This window comes from Tardiphaga sp. (genome assembly GCF_025356345.1).
Taxonomy (GTDB): Bacteria; Pseudomonadota; Alphaproteobacteria; order Rhizobiales; family Xanthobacteraceae; genus Tardiphaga.
The window spans coordinates 21,434-40,014 of the sequence record NZ_JANXTC010000019.1; the positions used below are offsets into that span (position 1 = coordinate 21,434).

General features: G+C 64.1%; 15 protein-coding genes and 1 pseudogene. 7 read left to right on the forward strand and 9 right to left on the reverse strand.

Annotation, left to right across the window (positions count from 1 at the left end):
* Positions 1–12 precede the first annotated feature (12 nt).
* From Q0S16_RS00970 to Q0S16_RS00980, 3 genes are all read right to left on the reverse strand, one after another.
* Positions 13–1,191, reverse strand: coding sequence for an aminotransferase class V-fold PLP-dependent enzyme (locus tag Q0S16_RS00970; RefSeq protein ID WP_295844022.1), 1,179 nt, complete (start codon positions 1,189–1,191; stop codon positions 13–15).
* 114 nt (positions 1,192–1,305) lie between these two features.
* Positions 1,306–2,070, reverse strand: a complete 765-nt coding sequence (locus tag Q0S16_RS00975; protein WP_295844058.1) for an LssY C-terminal domain-containing protein — start codon at positions 2,068–2,070, stop codon at positions 1,306–1,308.
* 184 nt (positions 2,071–2,254) lie between these two features.
* Positions 2,255–2,980, reverse strand: coding sequence for a thermonuclease family protein (locus Q0S16_RS00980; protein ID WP_295844024.1), 726 nt, complete (start codon positions 2,978–2,980; stop codon positions 2,255–2,257).
* Positions 2,981–3,566: 586 nt separating this feature from the next.
* On the opposite strand from Q0S16_RS00980, the gene Q0S16_RS00985 reads away from it, so the two are divergent.
* Positions 3,567–4,439, forward strand: coding sequence for a caspase family protein (locus tag Q0S16_RS00985; RefSeq protein WP_295844026.1), 873 nt, complete (start codon positions 3,567–3,569; stop codon positions 4,437–4,439).
* Between the two features lie 14 nt (positions 4,440–4,453).
* Here the strand turns inward: Q0S16_RS00985 and Q0S16_RS00990 are convergent, their stop codons facing one another.
* The 5 genes from Q0S16_RS00990 to Q0S16_RS01010 form a co-directional block, all read right to left on the reverse strand.
* Positions 4,454–5,338: an efflux RND transporter periplasmic adaptor subunit gene (locus tag Q0S16_RS00990; protein ID WP_295844028.1), complete on the reverse strand. Its 885-nt coding sequence runs from the start codon at positions 5,336–5,338 to the stop codon at positions 4,454–4,456.
* Positions 5,338–8,451 (reverse strand): efflux RND transporter permease subunit, encoded by a 3,114-nt coding sequence (locus Q0S16_RS00995; RefSeq protein WP_295844031.1) that lies wholly within the window; start codon positions 8,449–8,451, stop codon positions 5,338–5,340. The genes Q0S16_RS00990 and Q0S16_RS00995 overlap by 1 nt, the downstream gene beginning before the upstream one ends.
* Entirely contained in the window at positions 8,451–9,365 is a 915-nt protein-coding gene (locus tag Q0S16_RS01000; protein WP_295844033.1) for an efflux RND transporter periplasmic adaptor subunit, read from the reverse strand. Before Q0S16_RS01000 ends, Q0S16_RS00995 begins: the two co-directional genes overlap by 1 nt.
* A gap of 155 nt (positions 9,366–9,520) precedes the next feature.
* Positions 9,521–10,177 carry an OmpA family protein gene (locus Q0S16_RS01005; RefSeq protein WP_295844035.1) on the reverse strand — a complete coding sequence of 219 codons (657 nt, stop codon included), beginning with the start codon at positions 10,175–10,177 and terminating at the stop codon, positions 9,521–9,523.
* 177 nt (positions 10,178–10,354) lie between these two features.
* A complete protein-coding gene (locus tag Q0S16_RS01010; protein WP_295844038.1) occupies positions 10,355–11,767 on the reverse strand; it encodes a caspase family protein in 1,413 nt (470 codons plus the stop codon).
* A 244-nt stretch (positions 11,768–12,011) separates the two neighbouring features.
* Between Q0S16_RS01010 and Q0S16_RS01015 the strand changes: the two genes are divergently transcribed.
* The 5 genes from Q0S16_RS01015 to hmgA all read left to right on the forward strand — a co-directional run bounded on the left by Q0S16_RS01015 (position 12,012) and on the right by hmgA (position 17,204).
* Positions 12,012–12,821, forward strand: a complete 810-nt coding sequence (locus Q0S16_RS01015) for an N-acyl homoserine lactonase family protein (protein ID WP_295844041.1) — start codon at positions 12,012–12,014, stop codon at positions 12,819–12,821.
* A gap of 88 nt (positions 12,822–12,909) precedes the next feature.
* The gene (locus tag Q0S16_RS01020) at positions 12,910–14,520 is read left to right on the forward strand and encodes an FAD-dependent oxidoreductase (protein ID WP_295844043.1); all 1,611 of its coding nucleotides are present in this window, start codon (positions 12,910–12,912) and stop codon (positions 14,518–14,520) included.
* Between the two features lie 2 nt (positions 14,521–14,522).
* Positions 14,523–14,738 carry a DUF2783 domain-containing protein gene (locus tag Q0S16_RS01025; RefSeq protein WP_295844046.1) on the forward strand — a complete coding sequence of 72 codons (216 nt, stop codon included), beginning with the start codon at positions 14,523–14,525 and terminating at the stop codon, positions 14,736–14,738.
* Between the two features lie 126 nt (positions 14,739–14,864).
* Positions 14,865–15,815 (forward strand): MBL fold metallo-hydrolase, encoded by a 951-nt coding sequence (locus Q0S16_RS01030; protein WP_295844049.1) that lies wholly within the window; start codon positions 14,865–14,867, stop codon positions 15,813–15,815.
* Between the two features lie 42 nt (positions 15,816–15,857).
* Entirely contained in the window at positions 15,858–17,204 is a 1,347-nt protein-coding gene (gene hmgA / locus Q0S16_RS01035; RefSeq protein WP_295844052.1) for a homogentisate 1,2-dioxygenase, read from the forward strand.
* A 115-nt stretch (positions 17,205–17,319) separates the two neighbouring features.
* Here the strand turns inward: hmgA and Q0S16_RS01040 are convergent, their stop codons facing one another.
* Complete coding sequence (locus Q0S16_RS01040) at positions 17,320–17,793, reverse strand: Lrp/AsnC family transcriptional regulator (RefSeq protein ID WP_295844054.1); 474 nt, start codon at positions 17,791–17,793, stop codon at positions 17,320–17,322.
* Positions 17,794–17,916: 123 nt separating this feature from the next.
* On the opposite strand from Q0S16_RS01040, the pseudogene Q0S16_RS01045 reads away from it, so the two are divergent.
* Positions 17,917–18,581 (forward strand): annotated as a pseudogene (locus tag Q0S16_RS01045) (4-hydroxyphenylpyruvate dioxygenase); the annotation flags it as partial.

Below are 18,581 nucleotides of genomic sequence, written 5' to 3' on the forward strand. Positions count from 1 at the left end.
TGCAGGGCCCGCTTATGCCGTCACGCTCTCGCCGAGATAGTTGATCGCGGCTTCGGTGCCGCCCTTGCCGTGCGGAATGCCGAGTGCCTGCAATCCCATTTCTATCACGCCCAGCGTTCCCAGGATCATCGGCGCGTTGACGTGGCCCATATGGGCGATGCGGAACGCCTTGCCGGAGAGGTCGCCGATGCCGAGGCCGAGGATCACGCCACACATGTTCTTGCAATAGTCCAGCAGCGGCGCTGGATTTTGCATGGTCACCGTCGTCACGGTGTTGGAGCGCTCGGCGGGCTCGATGATGTTGAAGTTCAGCACCTGGCCCTCCGCCCAGACCGCGACGGCGCGCCGCACCGCTTCGGCGAGCAGCTGGTGGCGGCGAAACACGTTGTCGAGCTTCTCGTCGAACAGCATGTCGAACGCCTGGCGCTGCGCGAACAGCAGATGCACCGGCGCGGTGCCGGAATATTTGTTGTAATGCTCCGGCCCCTCGCGCTCGGTCCAGCCCCAATAGGGCGTGCGCAGATTGGCGGTCTTGTGGATCTCGCGGGCGCGGTCATTGGCGGCGACGAAGCCAAGGCCGGGAGGCGCCATCAGGCCTTTCTGCGAGCCGGTCATCGCGACGTCGATGCCCCATTTATCCATCTCGAACGGCATGCAGGCCAGTGAGGCCACCGCATCGACCATGAACAGTGCGGGATGGCCGGCGGCCTTGATCGCGCGGCCGATCGCCTCGATGTCATTATAGGCGCCGGACGCGGTGTCGACCTGCACCGCGAGCACGGCCTTGATCTCGTGTTTGATATCCGCGCGCAGCCGGGCCTCGACTTCTTCGGGGCGGATCGCGCGGCGCCAGTCGCCCTTCAGACGCTCGACATCGACGCCCATGGCGCGTGCTGCCTCGCCCCAGCCGATCGCAAAGCGCCCGCTCTCCAGCACCAGGATCTTGTCGCCGCGCGACAACACATTGGTGAGGGTCGCTTCCCAGGCGCCATGCCCGTTGGCGATATAGATGTAGGTGTGGCCGGTGGTGGAGAACAGCGTGCCGAGATCCCGCAGGATGCTGTGCGTCATCTGCACCATGGTGTCGGAATAGATGTCCAGTGCCGGGCGGTGCATCGCGCGCAGCACCTCGTCGGGCATCGTGGTGGGGCCGGGGATGGCGAGAAACTCACGCCCTGCGCGAACGACCATGCTGTGTCCTTATTGGCGATGCCGCCGCCAAGCCGGGCGGTGCGGGATGCGGGAACCCATGGATGCCGCGTCGCGGCGAAGATTTCAAGGCGCCGACCCGTATGGCCGGCGTGTTCATTTGCCCAGCGCCGCCGCGATCGCGGCGAAGATCTGGTCCTTGATCTGCGTCGCCGGTGGACTGGCGATCGCGATCGCCGGTCCGACGCGCTTGCGGCAGGCTTCCACCAGCCGGAAGATCCATACCTCGCCATCGGTATAATACAGGTCGCCGCCGCCATTGCGGCCGGCTACCGTCGGGCCGATGCCGGTGACATGATATTTCGCCTCCACCATGCCGGCGCTGTCGAGATCGGACGACAGCACGGTGCGCTCGGCGTCGAGATCGGGCGCGATATGGTGGGTGACGGCGCCGGTGTAATTGCTGATGCCGACGCCGCGGTCGAAAGTGGCGTCGCCTAGCCAGACCGGGCGGTTCTCCGTGCCCTTTTCCAGGACTTTCCAGAACCGCACATGGTGGCGATGATCGGCGCTGCGGCCGGACGGCTTCTCGAAGGCCAGGTCCTCGCGGCGGCCGAGATAAAACAGCGGGCTCACCGGCGCCTCCTTGTAGGGGCGATCCAGCAGCACGCTGCCGATGATGTCGATCGACGAACGAAAGGTGATGGGGTCGGCGGGGTACCAGCCGGCCTCATGCATGGCGCACAGTATCTCCTTGCTGTCGCCGATCAGCCCGACATTGATGGGGTCGCCGGGAATGCCCTGCGCCGTCAGCGTGGTCATCGGCATGCCGGCAAGGCGCTTCTGGTGTTCGTAATGGGTCCAGAATGTCGGCAGCAGCAGATAGGCGACCAGACCATAGACCGCGAGCAGCATCAGCATCAGCCGCAGGGTACGGTGAACGCGGCCACGCCGGCGTTTGGGCGTAGGTGCTTCAGGAGGTTGATCGGCCAAGGCTTCATGCTCTCTGAATATCAATTCAGACCACTAGCACGTTGCGCGGGCCGACGACGCACATGCTCGCAACGTCCGGCTTTCGCGTTTGCGGGAACGACGCCGCTATGGCTTATCGCCTCGTCTCGCGGCAACCCGCGGCTTCGGCTTCTTCGACCGAGCAAAACCAGCGCGTTCCCTTGCTGACTCTCATGCTGATCTTGGCGTACCAGCGGCTGCTCGGCGTGTGGTAGATGCAGACGCCGGCGCGGTTGACGTTGCCCTTGATGGTACAGGTCGGCGACGGCGCGACAGGACCTGAGGCGGAGGCCAGCAGGATCGCCAGGCCATTCTCCGGCGGCTTCACCGATCCAAGGATCGTGGTCTTCTTGTTGCGCACGCGCCAGTCCCACGGCGCGATGAACGCGCCCTCCCACAGGCCAGCCTTGGCGGCGCGGGCCGGCTTCTCGTCGGCTTCATAGGCATGGGAGAAATTGACATAGGCGAGCGCCCAGCCGTTCTGTACCAGCCATTGCGAGATATCCTCGCCGCCGACTTCGCACTTCGCCACCGAACGGCCGAAGCGATCAGTGCGCTGCACATGACAGGTCCACTCCTTGTCGCCGACATGTTTCACCAGCGCGTCGTGGGCGGCGACACCGCAGCTCCAGCGCTCGCCGGTGGCGTTGAGGCAGAGCTGGTCGAGCGAGGGCGCGTCGATGCCGGCCAGACGGATCCGGGTGCTGCCAAAGGCCATCTGGTCGCCATCGCGGATGCGCGGCACGCCGGTCACATCGGCGGCGTGGGCCAGGGTCGGCAGCAGCAGCGCCAGAACGGCGAGAGCCAGTTTATGCAGCATGAAGCGGACCGTGACCTGTGCCAGTGTGACCGTGTTACGAACTGTGCGGGTAATTTGTTTCAGTTGCCAGCGCGCGCCACTGAATTGGCTTCAACTTCGCGCGATGACCTGGCCTGCTTGGCTGCAACCCCGGAGTTGCCGGATGCGAGCAGTAGGTCAGCAAATCGAGAATTTCGCGACCATTGGGGGCGTCATCGCCCGTCGGCCTACCGCGATTAGCGGTTGAAGCGAAACGGGGCGCGCCGCCAGGATTCTTTCGACATGCCCGGTAGGGCCCAGCGGTGGACGCTCCGCTGATCACCCCGCAACAATCCCGTAACTCTATGAAAAGAAGAAGAATAAACTCAATTATCTTGGGTTTTGCGAGGCTCGGGCTGTAACTGTCCGGGGTTGTATTGGTCAGTAACCCTGTCTTAAAGCGAGTCCGTTATCGGTTGCCCCCTCGGCCCTCACGGGTTAACGGTCTCTTTGCTGCGGTGCCGCAAAACGATCACAATTTCTGCTCATTGGGCTGGCACCCCCTCAAACCTAAATCGGCGTTCGCACGACCTTTGATTGTGCTCGAACGATGACAGGATTGATCATTATGAACATTCTGCGGATTCGCGTCTCCCGTCGCTCGATCACCATGGCCGCGGCCTTTGTCGGTCTGGTGTCGTTGGCGCTCGGCGCTCACGCGGCCCTCAACAAGCGTTCGCTCGAGGCGGCGCTGTCGGTTGCCACGCTGCCGAATGACGCGGCCGCGCAGAAGGCCGGGCGGGTCGCCCTGGTGATCGGCAATGGTCATTATCCCGACGCCAGCGCCCCGCTGGCGCAGCCGATCAATGACGCCCGTGCCATGACCAGCGCGTTGCGCCGCGATGGTTTTGACGTCGACGTGGTGGAGGACGCTACCCGGGACGATATGAGCCGTGCGATCGAGCGCCTCAAGGCGAAGATCAAGCCGGATTCGGTGGTGATGCTGTATTTCGGCGGCTTTGGCGTCCAGGTCGGTCGACAGAGCTACATGATCCCGGTCGATGCCGCGATATGGATGGAGAATGACGTCCGCCGCGACGGCATGAGTGTCGAGGCCATTCTCGATGTCATGAAAGAGCGCGGCGCCCACGCCAAGCTGGTGGTGATCGATGCCTCCCGCCGCAATCCCTATGAACGCCGCTTCCGCGGCTATTCGCGCGGCCTGGCGCCAATCGACGTGCCGGAAAATGCGCTGATCCTGTCATCGGCGACGCCAGGCCAGGTCGCGGACGACGCCACCGGCTCAAACAGCCTGCTGGCCACCGAGCTGCTGAAGAATCTGGATTCCAGGCCGGCCAGTGCCGAGGCGGTGTTCAGCAAGACCCGTGTCGCGGTGACCCGCGCCTCCGATGGCGAACAGGTACCGGTGGTGTCGTCGTCGCTGATCAACGACGTGCCGTTCGGTGCCGTTGCGCCGACCCCGGTCAAGGCAGGCAGCTAAACAAGCGAACCCCATTATTTAGGACCGGCGCTGGCCGCGACCGGGCGTACCGGATCACCCTCGCGCAGTAGCGCGCCGGCGCGTGCCACGACCACATCGCCTTCGGCCAGACCCTCGCGGATTTCCACCCGGCCTCCGGTCATCAATCCGACCTCGATGCGCCTTGTCTCGACGCGTTGCCGGCGTACCACCTGCACCACGGTGCCGCCGGGGCTATACAGGATCGCCGTCAGCGGCACCGCGATGCCGCAGCTTTCGCCGGTCTTGATGGTCGCGCGTGCATAGGCATTGCTCATCAATCGCCGCGCCGACGTGATCGACACGGTGACCTGGCCGAGCTGGCTGGCCGGTTCCACCGTGGTGGCGATGCGACGCACCTTGCCGTCCATCTCGCCGGCGCCGATCACCTTGATGGTGACGGTCTGGTCGGGCTTCAGCTTCGGCAGGTCGCGGGTCGGCACCTGGCCGATGAAATCGAATTCGCTGCGGGCGATGATGCTGAACAGGGCCTCGCCCTTGCCGGAGGCGACGGTGCCGATCACGGCGCTGGAAGCGCTCACCAGACCGGCGACCGTGGCCTGGATCTGCACGACGCCGCCGTCCGGCGACGTCAGCCGTGCCAGGATTTGGCCCGCGGTAACCGTCTCGCCGGCATCGACCAGCACGTCGGTGACCTTCAGCCCGAGGCGGTCGGGCCGGATCGAGATCTCCTCTTTCGGCTGCAAGATTCCGGATATTTCGACCTCGGCCGAAAAACAGGATTTGGCGGCGGTCAGCACCGTCACCGCCGCGGCCCCCCTCGGCGCGGGTTCATCGGCGGCGATCGCCGGCGACAGGGCGCTGGTCAGCAGTAGCGCCGCAAGTTTCGTGGAAATGCCGCGCAGGGCGAGACGCCGCATCATGACCGCCCCACTGGATGGTTGGCCGTCGGCGGCGCGGGCGGCGGATCGTCCTCGCCGCTGGTGACCAGCAGCTTCTTGCCGTAGCGCCATGACAGTTCGCCGACGTCGTCCATCATCATGAACATCGCCGGCACGAACAATAGCGACAGCGCCGTCGAAAAGATCAGGCCACCGATGATGGCCAGCGCCATCGGCGAGCGGAATTCGCCACCGGCGCCGAACGCCAGCGCCGACGGCATCATGCCGGCGGCCATGGCGACGGTGGTCATCACGATCGGCCGCGCCCGCTTCATGCCGGCGTCGATGATCGCGGTTTCGCGCGGCACGCCCTGGCGGATCGCCTCGACCGCGAATTCCACCAGCATGATGGCGTTCTTGGTAACGATGCCCATCAGCATCAGGATGCCGATCCACACCGGCGTGGTCAGTTGCTTGCCGGTCACCAGCAGCGCCATGATCGCGCCACCGATCGACAGCGGCAGCGAGAACAGGATGGTGATCGGCTGCAGGAAGGTGCCGAACAGCAGCACCAGCACCGCGTAGACCATCATCAACCCGGCCGAGATCGCGGTGGCGAAGCCGTCGGACAGTTCGTTGAGGCTTTCGGCGTCGCCGGACTGGTTGACGTTGACGTTCTTCGGCAGGCTTTTCATGACCGGCAGGTCGTAGATCTTCTTCATCGCATCGCCGAGCGCGGCGCTGCCGACCAGATCGGCGGCAACGGTGGCCTGTCGTTCACGGTCGTAGCGGTTGATGCTGGTCGGGCCCTGGTCGAGCTTGATATCGGCGATCACGGACAGCGGCACGCCACCGCGGCCGCCGCCGAGCGGCACCCGCAATTGCTCCAGCACCTGGAAGTCGGCGCGCGCGCTATCCTCGAGCTGGACCCGGATCGGTACCAGCCGGTCACCGGCGTCGAACTTGGCCAGCGCCGGGCCGACGTCGCCGATGGTGGCGACGCGGATGGTCTGTGAGAGACTTTCGGTGGAAACACCGAGCCGGGCGGCAAGGTCGGCGCGCGGCTGCACGCGCAGTTCGGGGCGATCCAGAGAGGTCTCCGAGATCACGTTGGCGATCAGCGGAATTCGCTTCATCTGGGTCGCCAGTTCATTGGCGACGTTGCCGACGATGTTGATGTCGGCGCCGGTCACTACCAGCGAAATGGCGCGCAAGCCGTTTTCGTCGAGGAACCAGTAGCGGATGTCAGGTACATTCTCGAGTTCGCGGCCGATATCCAGCTCCAGGTCGCGCTGGCTGGTCTTGCGATCGCCCTTCGGAGTGTAGTTGATGATCAGCGCCGCGCGTCGCACCTCTTGCAGCCCGGGCGGCACGCGGCCGCCATCGACGAATACGCTACGGATTTCCGGCCGCTTGCGCAGCCGCCGTACGATTTCCTCGGTGGTCTTTTCGGTAAAGGCGAGCTGCGAACCCGGCGGCAGCTCCATCGCCAGAAGCGAGCGCGCCGAATCCTGCGCCGGCAGGAAGCCCTGCGGCAGCAACTGGATACTCCAGATCGACAGCGCGAAGATGCCGAGACCGAACAGCACCGTGATGTAATAATGCTTCACCGACAGGGTCACGAGCCTCGTATAGCTGCGCAGCACGCGGCCCGGCGGCGGATCGTCATGTGGGTGATCCTTCAGGAAATAGGCCGCCAGCACCGGCGTGACAAAGCGCGCCGCCAGCAGCGAGAAGAACACCTGCACCGAGACGGTGATGCCGAACTGCTTGAAAAATTGCCCGGCGATGCCCGACATGAAGCTGGCCGGCGCGAAGATCGCGATGATGGTCAGGCTGATGGCGATGACCGCGAGGCCGATCTCGTCGGCGGCTTCCAGCGCCGCGCGGTAGGGCGATTTACCCATCCGCATGTGGCGCACGATGTTCTCGATCTCGACGATGGCGTCATCGACCAGGATGCCGGTTGACAGCGTGATGGCCAGGAAACTCACCAGGTTCAGCGAGAAGCCGAGCATGTCCATCACCCAGAACGCTGGGAAGATGGATAGCGGCAGCGAGATCGCCGCGATCACCGTGGCGCGAAAATCGCGCAGGAACAGGAACACGACGATGACCGCCAGGATCGCGCCCTCGAACAGCGTGCTCATCGCGGCGTCGTAATTGCCCTTGGTGAAATCCACCGAGGTGTCGATCAGCTTCAGGTCAACGTCGGGATAGGACACCTTCAGCGCATCGATGCGCTTCTGTACGGCGGCGGCGACCACGACGTCGGAGGCGCCCTTGGAGCGCTTGATGCCGAGAGCCACCACCGGCTCGCCATTGTAACGCGCGAAGGTGCGGCGGTCGGCGATGGTATCGGTGACCGCGCCGAGATCCTCGAGCCGGATCTCGCCGCCAGACGGCAGGCTGATCATGGTGCCGGCTAGCTCGTTCAGCGTCTTGGCACCCGCCAGCGTGCGGATCGCCTGGTCGTTCCGGCCGATCTCGGCGCGACCGCCGGCGAGGTCGACATTGGTGCCGCGCAGCCGCTGGCTGACGTCCACGGCTGTGAGACCCGCGGCCTGCAGCCGGTCCGGATCGAGCGATACCAGGATTTCGCGCTCGACGCCGCCGATGCGCTCGACCTGGGCGACGTTGCGCACACCCTGCAGCGCGCGTTTGACGACGTCATCGACGAACCAGGACAGTTGCTCCGGCGTCTTGCCGGGCGAGATCGCGGCGTAAGTGACGATCGGCAGCCCGATCACGTCGACGCGCTGGATCAGCGGTTCGTTGACGTTCTGCGGCAGGTTGCTGCGAACCCGGGTGATGGCGTCCTTGACGTCGTTCAGCGCGCGGTCGGTATTGGTTTCCAGCACGAACTGCACGGTGGTTACCGACAGGCCGTCGGTGATCGACGAAGCAATGTGGCGTACGCCTTCGACGCCGGAGACGCCGTCCTCAATGGTCTTGGTGACCTGCGCCTCGAGCTCGGCCGGCGCCGCGCCGAATTGCGAGACCGCGACCGAGATGACGGGGATGTCGGCGCTTGGCAGTCGGGTAATGGCCAGCCGGGTGAAGCTCGTCCATCCCAGCACCAGCAGGATGATCGAAAACACGATTGACGGCAGCGGATGGCGAATCGACCAGGCTGAGATATTCATGGACATTAGCGCACCCGCGATCGGTCGAGGTCATCGGCGAGGATGGTCTTGACCTGATCGCCGTCGTGTAAAGAGGTGCCCGCATCGGCGACGACCAGGTCGCCGACATCGACACCTTCAAGGATTTCCGTCGAGGTGTTGGACACCAGCCCGACCTTGACCTTGCGGGTCTCGACCGTGTTGCCCTTCACGATCTGCACCGTGAGATGGTCGATCGCCGAACGCGGGACGGCCACGCCGCAGCTGCGCTTGGCATCGATACTGGCGCGCGCGAACATGCCGATCTTGAGGCCCGGATTGCTCATGAACGATAACCGGACATGGCCGAGTTGAGTGACGCGGTCAATCTGCGGTGCCACCAGCCGGACCTTGCCGATGACGTCGGACTGGTCGTCGCGGCTGATCCGCGCCGTCGCCCCGGGATTGAGCTTGAGAATGTGAATGCTGGGAACTTCGGCATCGAGTTCGATGTCGCCGCCGATCGCGATCTTGAACAATGGCCCGGCCTGCGGCGAGGCCGGGGCGCCGACAATGGTGTTGACCGCGGTGATCAGGCCGGCGGCGGGCGCGCGCAACGATACCGGAGCGGGCCGGGCATTGCCGGACAGGGCCGGCGTCAGCCGCGCCAGTTCCTGATTTTCGGTGACGGAGTCGCCCTCGCGCACCAGCACCTCTGCGACCTTGGATCCCTCGCTATCGACGCTGACCATCGCTTCCCGCCGCGGCACGATGAAGCCGGTGACCCGCACCAGGTCGGAAAAGCAGGCATTGGTTGCCTTGGCCACCAGCACCATGGCGCCGTTCGGGGGGGCAGTACCAAGGGTTGGTTCTGCCGCGAGGGCGAGCGGGACAATGGTGACGAGGCTGGCCATCAGCGCCGAAAAAACGAGAGGCTTGGCAAAGCAGGCGAGTGCCGTCATGCGGGATCGATCCACCAGAAGGTTATGGGGCACCACAGGCGTCCGATCTTGGCGGGCGGCAGGCCCCATCAATCTATACAGGATGTCACCAATCGCCAAAACAAACAGCGACCCGCCGCGGCGGCATCCGCCGCGGCCATCGGGGAGTGTGGCGCCTAGCGGGCCGCCGTAGTCTTGTTCGCCATGTTGACGACCTGGACGCGGCGATTTGAAGGATCGGCCGCTGTGGTTCCGGGCTTCGGCTTGTTCTTGCCATAGCCGACGGTGACGAGGTCGGCGCCGGCGAGGCCGTATTTGTCGGTCAGATAACGCTTGATCGCATCAGCCCGGCGTTCGGACAGGTCCTGATTATAGGTCTCGCCGCCGACGGCGTCGGTATGCCCGGCGAGGATGAATGTCGAGCCCTTGAGTTCGTCACTGCTCAGCGCCTTGCCGAGCGCCTGCACCGCCGGCTGCGCCTTGGCGCTGATCGTCGCGGAGTCGTAATCAAAGGTAATCTCGAGATCGATCCTTGGCTTGGTCTCGGCAATAGCGGCGATCTGCTCACGTTCGCCGGCGGACAGCGACCGCGTGGTTCGATTGCGCAGCGCGTCGACGAACTTTCCCTCGGCGGCGTTGACAGCAGGTTCGGCGGGCGGTGTGACCGAGAGACTGCGGGTCAGCGGCTTCTTCGGCGCCAGCGCGCGCAGGATCTGGTCGGAGGTGACATCGTCGGCGGCGGACGCCATGCCGGTGGTGACCGCGAACGCGACGCAAATCAGGGCAATGACGCGAAGGCTCCGGAGGTTGGGACTTCCAGATGTGGTCGACATGGCGGCCTCCTTTTTGCGCGATTAGCGCTCTCATCATTGATTTAAAACGGCTGGCCGGGACGATCGATGGATAAGCCGGCCGGTCTCCAATAGTGTCGTGCCGATCGCGACGGGTTCACGCCGTCGCGGGATTTAGATTCATGATCTCGGGCAGATATTCGGTGGCCCTACGCCGCCCTACCGGACGCCATATCCGGCGAATTCCTTCACAATATCCGGGTCCATCGCCTTGGCGTTGGTAATGTCGAGAACGCCTTCGGCAGTGGCGCCGGTACGCTGCTTGGCTAGACCACGGCCATAGAGCGACGAGGTCAGGCGCGGGTTGATCTTCAGCGCGGCGTCGAAATCGGTGATCGCGTTCTTGCTCTGGCCGTTCTTCAGGTTGACCAGGCCGCGGCTGTCCAGTGCATCGACGAAATTCGGCCGCAACCGCAGCGCCTCGTTACAATCCTTCAGCGCCGCCTGCAGATCGTTCACCACGGTGCGGGCCCAGCAGCGGTTGTTGAAGGCCTCGACGTCCTTGGGATTGAGGCGGATGGTCTCGTCGAAATCCTTGATCGCCAGATGATAGGCGCCCTTGCTGGCATAGACCTGGCCGCGGCGGTACAGCGCGCCAGCATCTTCCGGGTTGTCGAGCAGCTTGCTGTTGAGCGACTTCACGGTGGGGTCCTCGGCGAGCGCCCGCGCGATACTACCCTCGTCGCGCGCCGTTTCCGCCACGGCAACCGGGGCGGGCGGCGTGACAACCGGCTTTGTGGGCAATAGCGGGGCCACCGTGGCGGATTCGGTCGCGGGGGTCGTGGCGGGCGTCGCCGCGGCCACGGGACGTCCCCCCGGGACGAACGAAAAATCCTCGGCAAGCGACGATGAAATCCACGGCACCTGCTCGCTGCGCGAGGCGCGGGTGACGCTGACGCGGGTGCGGTTCAGCGTCTCTTCGGCGCTCAGGCCTGCGGCGCGAATTTCCTTCAATAATTCGCCGACGAACAGGCTGCGGTCGGTCCCGACGTCGCTGACGACGGAGCTGAGCGCCGCCGAATACATCACCAGCGTGCCGCTCGGCGCGATCACCGGCGCCAGCCCCGCGGAAAAGCTGCGAAACCGGCGTTCGAACGGGTTGCGGCGCGAGGCGTCGAGCAATGCGATCTTGACCCCGGCGCCGCGGCTGTTGAGCTCGCCGAGCACCGCTTCCAGGCCAAAGCCATCGCGGCGCACGTCGGGTTCGGTCCAGATCTGCGCATCGACCGGGATCATGTAGCTCTGGCGCCCGGACTGCACGCCGTAGCCGCTGAAAAACACCAGCGCGACCGAGCCCGGCTTGAGCTTGGCGTAAAACTTGTCGAGCGCGCGACGCATGGCATCGCCGCCGAGGTTCTCCCCGATATCGACATCGAAGCCATCGCGCTTTAGCTCGGCGGCCATGTCACGGGCGTCGTTAAGAGGCTCCCTGAGCGGCGCCTCGGCATCCGGATATTTCGCATTTCCGATCACCAGTGCGAAGCGCTCGGAACGGCTGTCGGCGGCATCGGCCGAAACCATTGGCGCGGCGCACCAGGTCAGGACTGCGAGCAGAGCAAAGCGGAGTTTCATCACCGGACAGTCCATCAAGGGCGCCGGTTCCAGCTTGCGCCGCCGCAACCTTAGTCGAGCCATCATGTATTATCAAACCCTCTCCGCCATGCCGTCAACCGCACGCCACGCGCCGACGATCCGCGACAATTCATCGCGCCGGCAGGCGCCCTAGCGACCGACCCCCGAGCGACGCCGCGCGCAGTTTGACCTTTGCCGCTGCGGATGGCTTGCTGGCGACAACAACAAAAGACGGGGTGAGACGATGGGCGGGATCTACGAGATCTATGCGATCCGCTACGCGACCATGACGCCGCGAACGCCGCAGATGAACTATTTGCAGCCCGATCCCCACGACACCGCGGCGGCCGATCTCGACTATTTCGTGTGGCTGATCCGCGGCGGCGGTCGCGACATCCTGGTCGATACCGGCTTCAATGAAGCAGCGTCGCAGGCGCGCAACCGCAGGCTCGACATCAACCCGGTCGATGCGCTGGAGGCGTTCGGCGTCCGCGCCGGCAGTATCAAAGACATCATCGTGACCCATCTGCACTACGATCACGCCGGCAATCTAGATCGTTTTCCGCAGGCGCGGTTTCATCTGCAGGACCGCGAGATGAGCTATGCCACCGGCCGCTGCATGTGCAATGGCGTTCTGCGGTATCCGTTTTCCGCCGAGGACGTCACGCTGATGGTACGACACGTCTATAATGAGCGTGTCACCTTCCATAATGGCGACGGCGAAGTGGCGTCCGGCATCACGCTGCACCGCGTCGGCGGCCACACCGACGGTCTGCAGGTGGTGCGGGTGATGACCGCGCGGGGTCCGGTGGTGCTGGCCTCGGATGCCGCGCATTTCTACGGCAACCTGCAACGCCGCAGCCCATTTCCAATCGTCTACAACGTCGGCGACATGTGTGAAGGCTGGGCGATTTGCGAACGTCTCGCCGGCCATCCCGACCGCATTATTCCCGGCCATGATCCGCTGGTGCGCGAGATCTACCCCCGGGCCAGCGATACGGTCGATTCCTATGCGCTGCATCTGCCGCCGTCGCGGTCCTTCGCCCAGGCGTGAGTTGACGGCCGCAACCGCGAGGCGTTTAGTTTGCCCCAAGCAAACGATCGGCGCGGCAACGCGACACGAATCGCCAGGGAGCGCGCGCATGGGGCCAATTCCCACGCAATTCGGCTATCGCCGTCACCCCGATCAGGATCGGGCCAAGGCCGCGCATCATGCCGTGGTGGTGGTCGGAGCGGGGCCGGTAGGACTGTCGCTGGCGATCGATCTGGCGCAGCGCGGTGAGGCGGTGGTGCTGCTCGATGACGCCGACCGCATCGGTGACGGATCGCGCGCAATCTGCTTCTCCAAACGCTCGCTGGAACTGTGGGACCGGCTCGGCGTCGCCGGTCGTATGATCGACAAGGGCGTGGTCTGGAAGGTCGGCAAGATCTTTTGCGGGCCTGAATTGCTATACCAGTTCGACCTGCTGCCCGACGTGGGCCACAAGATGCCGGCCTTCATCAACCTGCAGCAATATTATGCCGAAGCCTTTCTGGTCGATCGGGTGCTGCAACTGCCCGGGATCGATCTTCGCTGGCGCAACAAGGTCGTCGCGCTGCGCCAGCACAATGAGCACACCGAACTCACCGTTAACACGCCGGAAGGCGACTACACGCTACGGGCCGATTATGTCGTCGCCTGCGATGGCGCGCGGTCCGGGCTGCGCGCGATGGTCGGCGCGGATTTCGCGGGCGAGGTGTTCGAGGACCAGTTCTTGATTGCTGATGTCAGGATGACGGCCAAGGCGATTCCGACCGAGCGTTGGTTCTGGTTTGATCCGCCGTTTCACGATGGGCGATCGGCACTGCTGCACCGCCAGCCCGACGACATCTGGCGCATCGACCTGCAACTCAGCCCCGACGCCGATCCCGCGGTCGAACGCTTGCCGGCCAATGTGCGGCCGCGGATCGCGCGGATGTTGGGCCATGACGATTTCGCTTTCGAATGGATTTCGATCTATAAATTCCAGTGTCGCCGCATGCAGCGTTTCCTGCACGAGCGTGTGATTTTCGCTGGCGATGCCGCGCATCAGGTGTCGCCGTTCGGCGCGCGCGGCGCCAATTCAGGGCTCGAGGACGCGGAAAACCTCGCCTGGAAGCTGGCGATGATTGTGCGCGGCGATGCGCCGACCGGCCTGCTTGCCAGCTACGACGTCGAGCGTGGCCTTGCCGCCGACGAAAACATCAACGCCTCGACGCGGTCCACCGATTTTATCGCGCCGCACTCGAAGCAAGAACAGCGACTCCGCGCCACGGTGCTGGCGCTGGCGAAGGAGGCGGAGTTTGCCAAGCGCATGATCAATGGCGGACGGCTCTCGGTGCCGTCGGTGTACGTATCGCCGCTGTCGACGGAGGATCGGGATTCATGGGCGGGTGGGCCACGACCCGGCGCGCATATGCCGGATGCGCCGCTGCGCTTGGCGAATGGCAAGGCGATCTATCTGACGGAGGCGTTCAGCGGCGCTGGTCGAGGTTTCACCGTGGTGGAGTCCGCCAATGGCGCGTCGGCGGAGCTACCAGCCGGCGTGGCGCATTTGCGGATTGGTGAAAATGCGCCGCTGCGGGACCATGCGGGCCTGTTCGCTAGCCGCTATGACGCCGCGCCGGGATCGGCCTATCTGTTACGTCCCGACGGCTATGTCGCCGCGCGATTCCGACATCCGACGCCGCAGGCGGTCACCGCGGCGATAGCCCGTGCCAGCGGGCTCGCCTGACCATGCCGCTATCGACGCAATCCAATTTTGCCGATCCCGATTCAGCCTACCGCCTGATCGTCGAGGCGCATCGCGGCGCCAGCGATGAACAGAGCGCAGCGCTCGACGCCGCGCTGGTGCTGATTCTGGCCAATCACGTCGGCGACGCCGAGGTTCTACGTGAAGCGATCGATCTGGCGAAGCGGCGGCTGCCGGAAAATGCGAGGCAATTGCCGTGAGGCTATCATTGCGAGGAGCGGAGCGACGCGGCAATCCAGAAAATCACGTGCAAGACTGGATTGCTTCGTCGCAAGGGCTCCTCGCAATGACGGATGGAGCAACCGAGTGACAAGGAAAATAAACCGATGACAAAAGGCTTCGCATCCGCCAACGATATGGCAGAGAAAAAGATCACCTTCTCCGAAATCGGCACTGACCTCTATGCCTTCACCGCGGAAGGCGATCCGAATTCGGCCGTGATCGTCGGCGACGATGGCTGCATCGTGTTCGACGCCCAGGCGACGCCGGCGCTTGCGCACAAGGTGATCGAGCGCGTCCGAACCGTCACCGACAAGCCGATCAAATATGTCGTGCTGTCGCATTATCACGCGGTGCGCGTGCTCGGCGCTTCCGCCTTCGCGGCGCAGGCCGTGGTGGCTTCCTCGGAAACCCGTCGCCTCGTGGCCGAGCGTGGCCAGCAGGATTGGGATTCCGAATTCGGTCGTTTTCCACGCCTGTTCCAGGGCTCCGAAAGCATCCCCGGCCTGACCTGGCCAACGCTGACCTTTGAAGGCGAGATGTCGATCTGGCTCGGCAAGCGCGAGGTGCGGCTGATGCAACTCGGCGCGGGCCACACCTCCGGTGATATCGTCGCCTGGGTGCCGGACGCGCAGGTGATGTTTTCCGGCGACCTGATCGAATATCATTCGGCCTGCTATTGCGGCGACGCGCTGTTGCGGGAATGGCCCTCGACCCTGAACGAGATTCGTGACTTCAATCCCAAGGCGATCGCGCCGGGCCGCGGCGATGCGCTGAAGGGGCTGGCCACCGGTCGCGACGCCATCGCCATGACCCGCGATTTCGTTACCACGCTGTATGGCGCCGCCGAGACGGCGGTGGCAAAAGGGCTTAGCCTGAAAGACACCATGGCGGCCTGTCGCGGGGTGATGGACTCGAAATTTTCCAGCTTTGCGATCTATGAACACTGCTTGCCGTTCAACGTCTCGCGCGCTTATGACGAAGCCTCGGGGATCGACGATCCCGTGATCTGGACTGCCGAGCGCGACCGCGAGATGTGGGCCGCCTTGCAGGGGTGAAACCAGGCTTGAAGGGAATCACGGTCGGAAACGGAGGATGACATGAATATCAATACCAATCCCGAACTGATCAGCCGTGCCGTCTCCAGTGTGACTCCCGGCTACATGTCCGGGTTCGGCAATTCGTTCGAGACCGAGGCGTTGCCCGGCGCGTTGCCTCTGGGGCGTAACTCGCCGCAGCGTCCGGCCTATGGGCTCTATGCCGAGCAATTGTCGGGCTCGCCCTTTACCGCGCCACGCGGCAGCAATGAGCGCTCCTGGCTGTACCGCATCCGGCCGTCGGTGAAGCATTCCGGTCGCTTCGAAAAGGTCGATGCGAAACTGTGGCGCACCGCGCCTTGCCACGAAAATGATCTGCCGATCGCGCAACTGCGCTGGGATCCGGCGCCGATCCCGACCGAGGCCATGACCTTCCTGCAGGGCGTGCAGACCATGACCACCGCCGGCGACGCCGGTACGCAAGCCGGCATGGCCGCGCATGTCTATCTGATCACGGCGTCGATGGTCGATCAGCATTTCTACAATGCCGATGGCGAGCTGATGTTCGTGCCGCAGCAGGGATCCCTGCGCTTCGTCACCGAATTCGGAATCATCGAGGCCGAGCCGGCGGAGATCGTGGTGATCCCGCGCGGCGTAAAATTCCGCGTCGAACTGATCAATGGTCCCGCGCGCGGTTATCTGTGCGAGAACTACGGTGGCGCCTTGACGCTGCCCGAGCGCGGGCCGATCGGTGCCAACTGCCTCGCCAATGCCCGCGACTTTCTGACGCCGGTCGCTGCCTATGAGGACCGGGACACGCCGACCGAGCTTTATGTCAGGTGGGGCGGATCGCTGTTCATGACCAGGCTACCGCATTCGCCGATCGATGTGGTAGCGTGGCATGGCAACTACGCGCCGTACAAATATGATTTGCGGACCTTCTCGCCGGTCGGCGCGATCGGCTTCGACCATCCCGATCCTTCGATCTTCACCGTGCTGACCTCGCCGTCCGAAACCATAGGCACTGCGAACATCGATTTCGTCATCTTCCCGGAACGCTGGGCGGTGGCGGAAAACACCTTCCGGCCGCCTTGGTACCACATGAACATCATGTCGGAATTCATGGGGCTGATCTATGGCGTCTATGACGCCAAGCCGCAGGGGTTTACGCCCGGCGGCATCAGCCTGCACAACATGATGCTGCCGCATGGCCCCGACCGCGAAGCCTTCGACCATGCCAGCAACAGCGAACTGAAGCCGGTCAAGCTAACCGGGACGATGGCCTTCATGTTCGAGACCCGATATCCGCAGCGCGTCACCGACTTCGCCGCGACGACAGCAACGCTGCAAAGCGACTACGCGGATTGCTGGAACGGGCTGGAGAAGCGGTTCGATCCGAACAGGCGGTGAAGCCGTCATTGCGAGGAGCGAAGCGACGCGGCAATCCAGAAAGCCCCTAGGAAAGACTGGGTAATCTTCGTCGCAAGGGCTCCTCGCAATGACGACCACAGCTTGAACGCGAGCCTTACCCCACCGCCTTCAGGGGCAGCCTTGACGTTTCCTTCAGCCGGTCCAGCACGATCGACGACCGCACATGGGCCACGCTCTGGTGCGGCATCAGAACGTCGTTGACGAGGCTGGACAGCCCCTTGAGGTCGCGCAGCACCGCCTTGAGCACATAGTCGGCGTCGCCCGTCAGCGAATAGGCTTCCTGGATCTCGTCGACCCGCGCCACCAGCGCGCGGAATTTCTTCGCATTGTCGGGCGAGTGGGTGGCCAGCGTCACCTGGATGAAGGCGATCACGCCGAAGCCGAGCGCCTCGGCGGACAGGTCGGCGTGATAGCCGGTGATTACTTTCTCCTGTTCCAGCCGCATCCGCCGCCGCGAACATTGCGAGGCCGACAGCCCGGCGACATCGGCGAGCTGCTGGTTGGTCAGCCGGCCGTCGTTTTGCAGCGCTGCGAGAAGTTTCAGATCGAAAGCATCCACCGGGATCATGCGTCAAAACCCTGTTTTGTGCGCGAAGCATGCATGATCTTTGCATATCGCGGTCCCGTTTGCATGCACCTTGCATTGAAAGCGAACGACACTGCAGCTCAGCCAATTCCAGGGGAGACCACCATGGGTCCGTTTCCGCACGATGCGCCGCCGGCGAAGATCACGGCCGACAATCCGATGGGCACCGACGGGTTCGAGTTCGTCGAATATGCGCACCCGAATCCGGCCGAGCTGCATGCGCTGTTCAAACTGATGGGCTATGCGCCGGTTGCGCGCCACAAGACGAAAAACATCACCGTCTATCGTCAGGGCGACATCAACTACCTCGTCAACGAGGCGCCCGGTACCCATGGCTTCGATTTCGTCACGGCGCATGGCCCCTGCGCGCCGTCGATGGCGTTTCGCGTCGTCGACGCTGAGCAGGCGTATGCGCGCGCGCTGTCGCTGGGCGCGGAGCCGGCCGAGGCAATCGCCGCGCAAAAGACGCTCGACGTGCCGGCGATCAAGGGCATCGGCGGTAGCCTGCTATATTTCGTCGATCGCTACGGCGCCAAGGGCTCGGGCTTCGACCATGAGTTCGACTGGCTTGGCGAGGCCAATCCGTATCCCGAAGGTGCCGGGCTGTTCTATCTCGATCATCTCACCCACAATGTGCATCGTGGCCGCATGGACGTCTGGACCGGCTTTTACGAAAAACTGTTCAACTTCCGCCAGATTCGCTTCTTCGACATCGAGGGCCGTGCCTCCGGCCTGTTTTCACGCGCATTGACCAGTCCGGACGGCAAGAT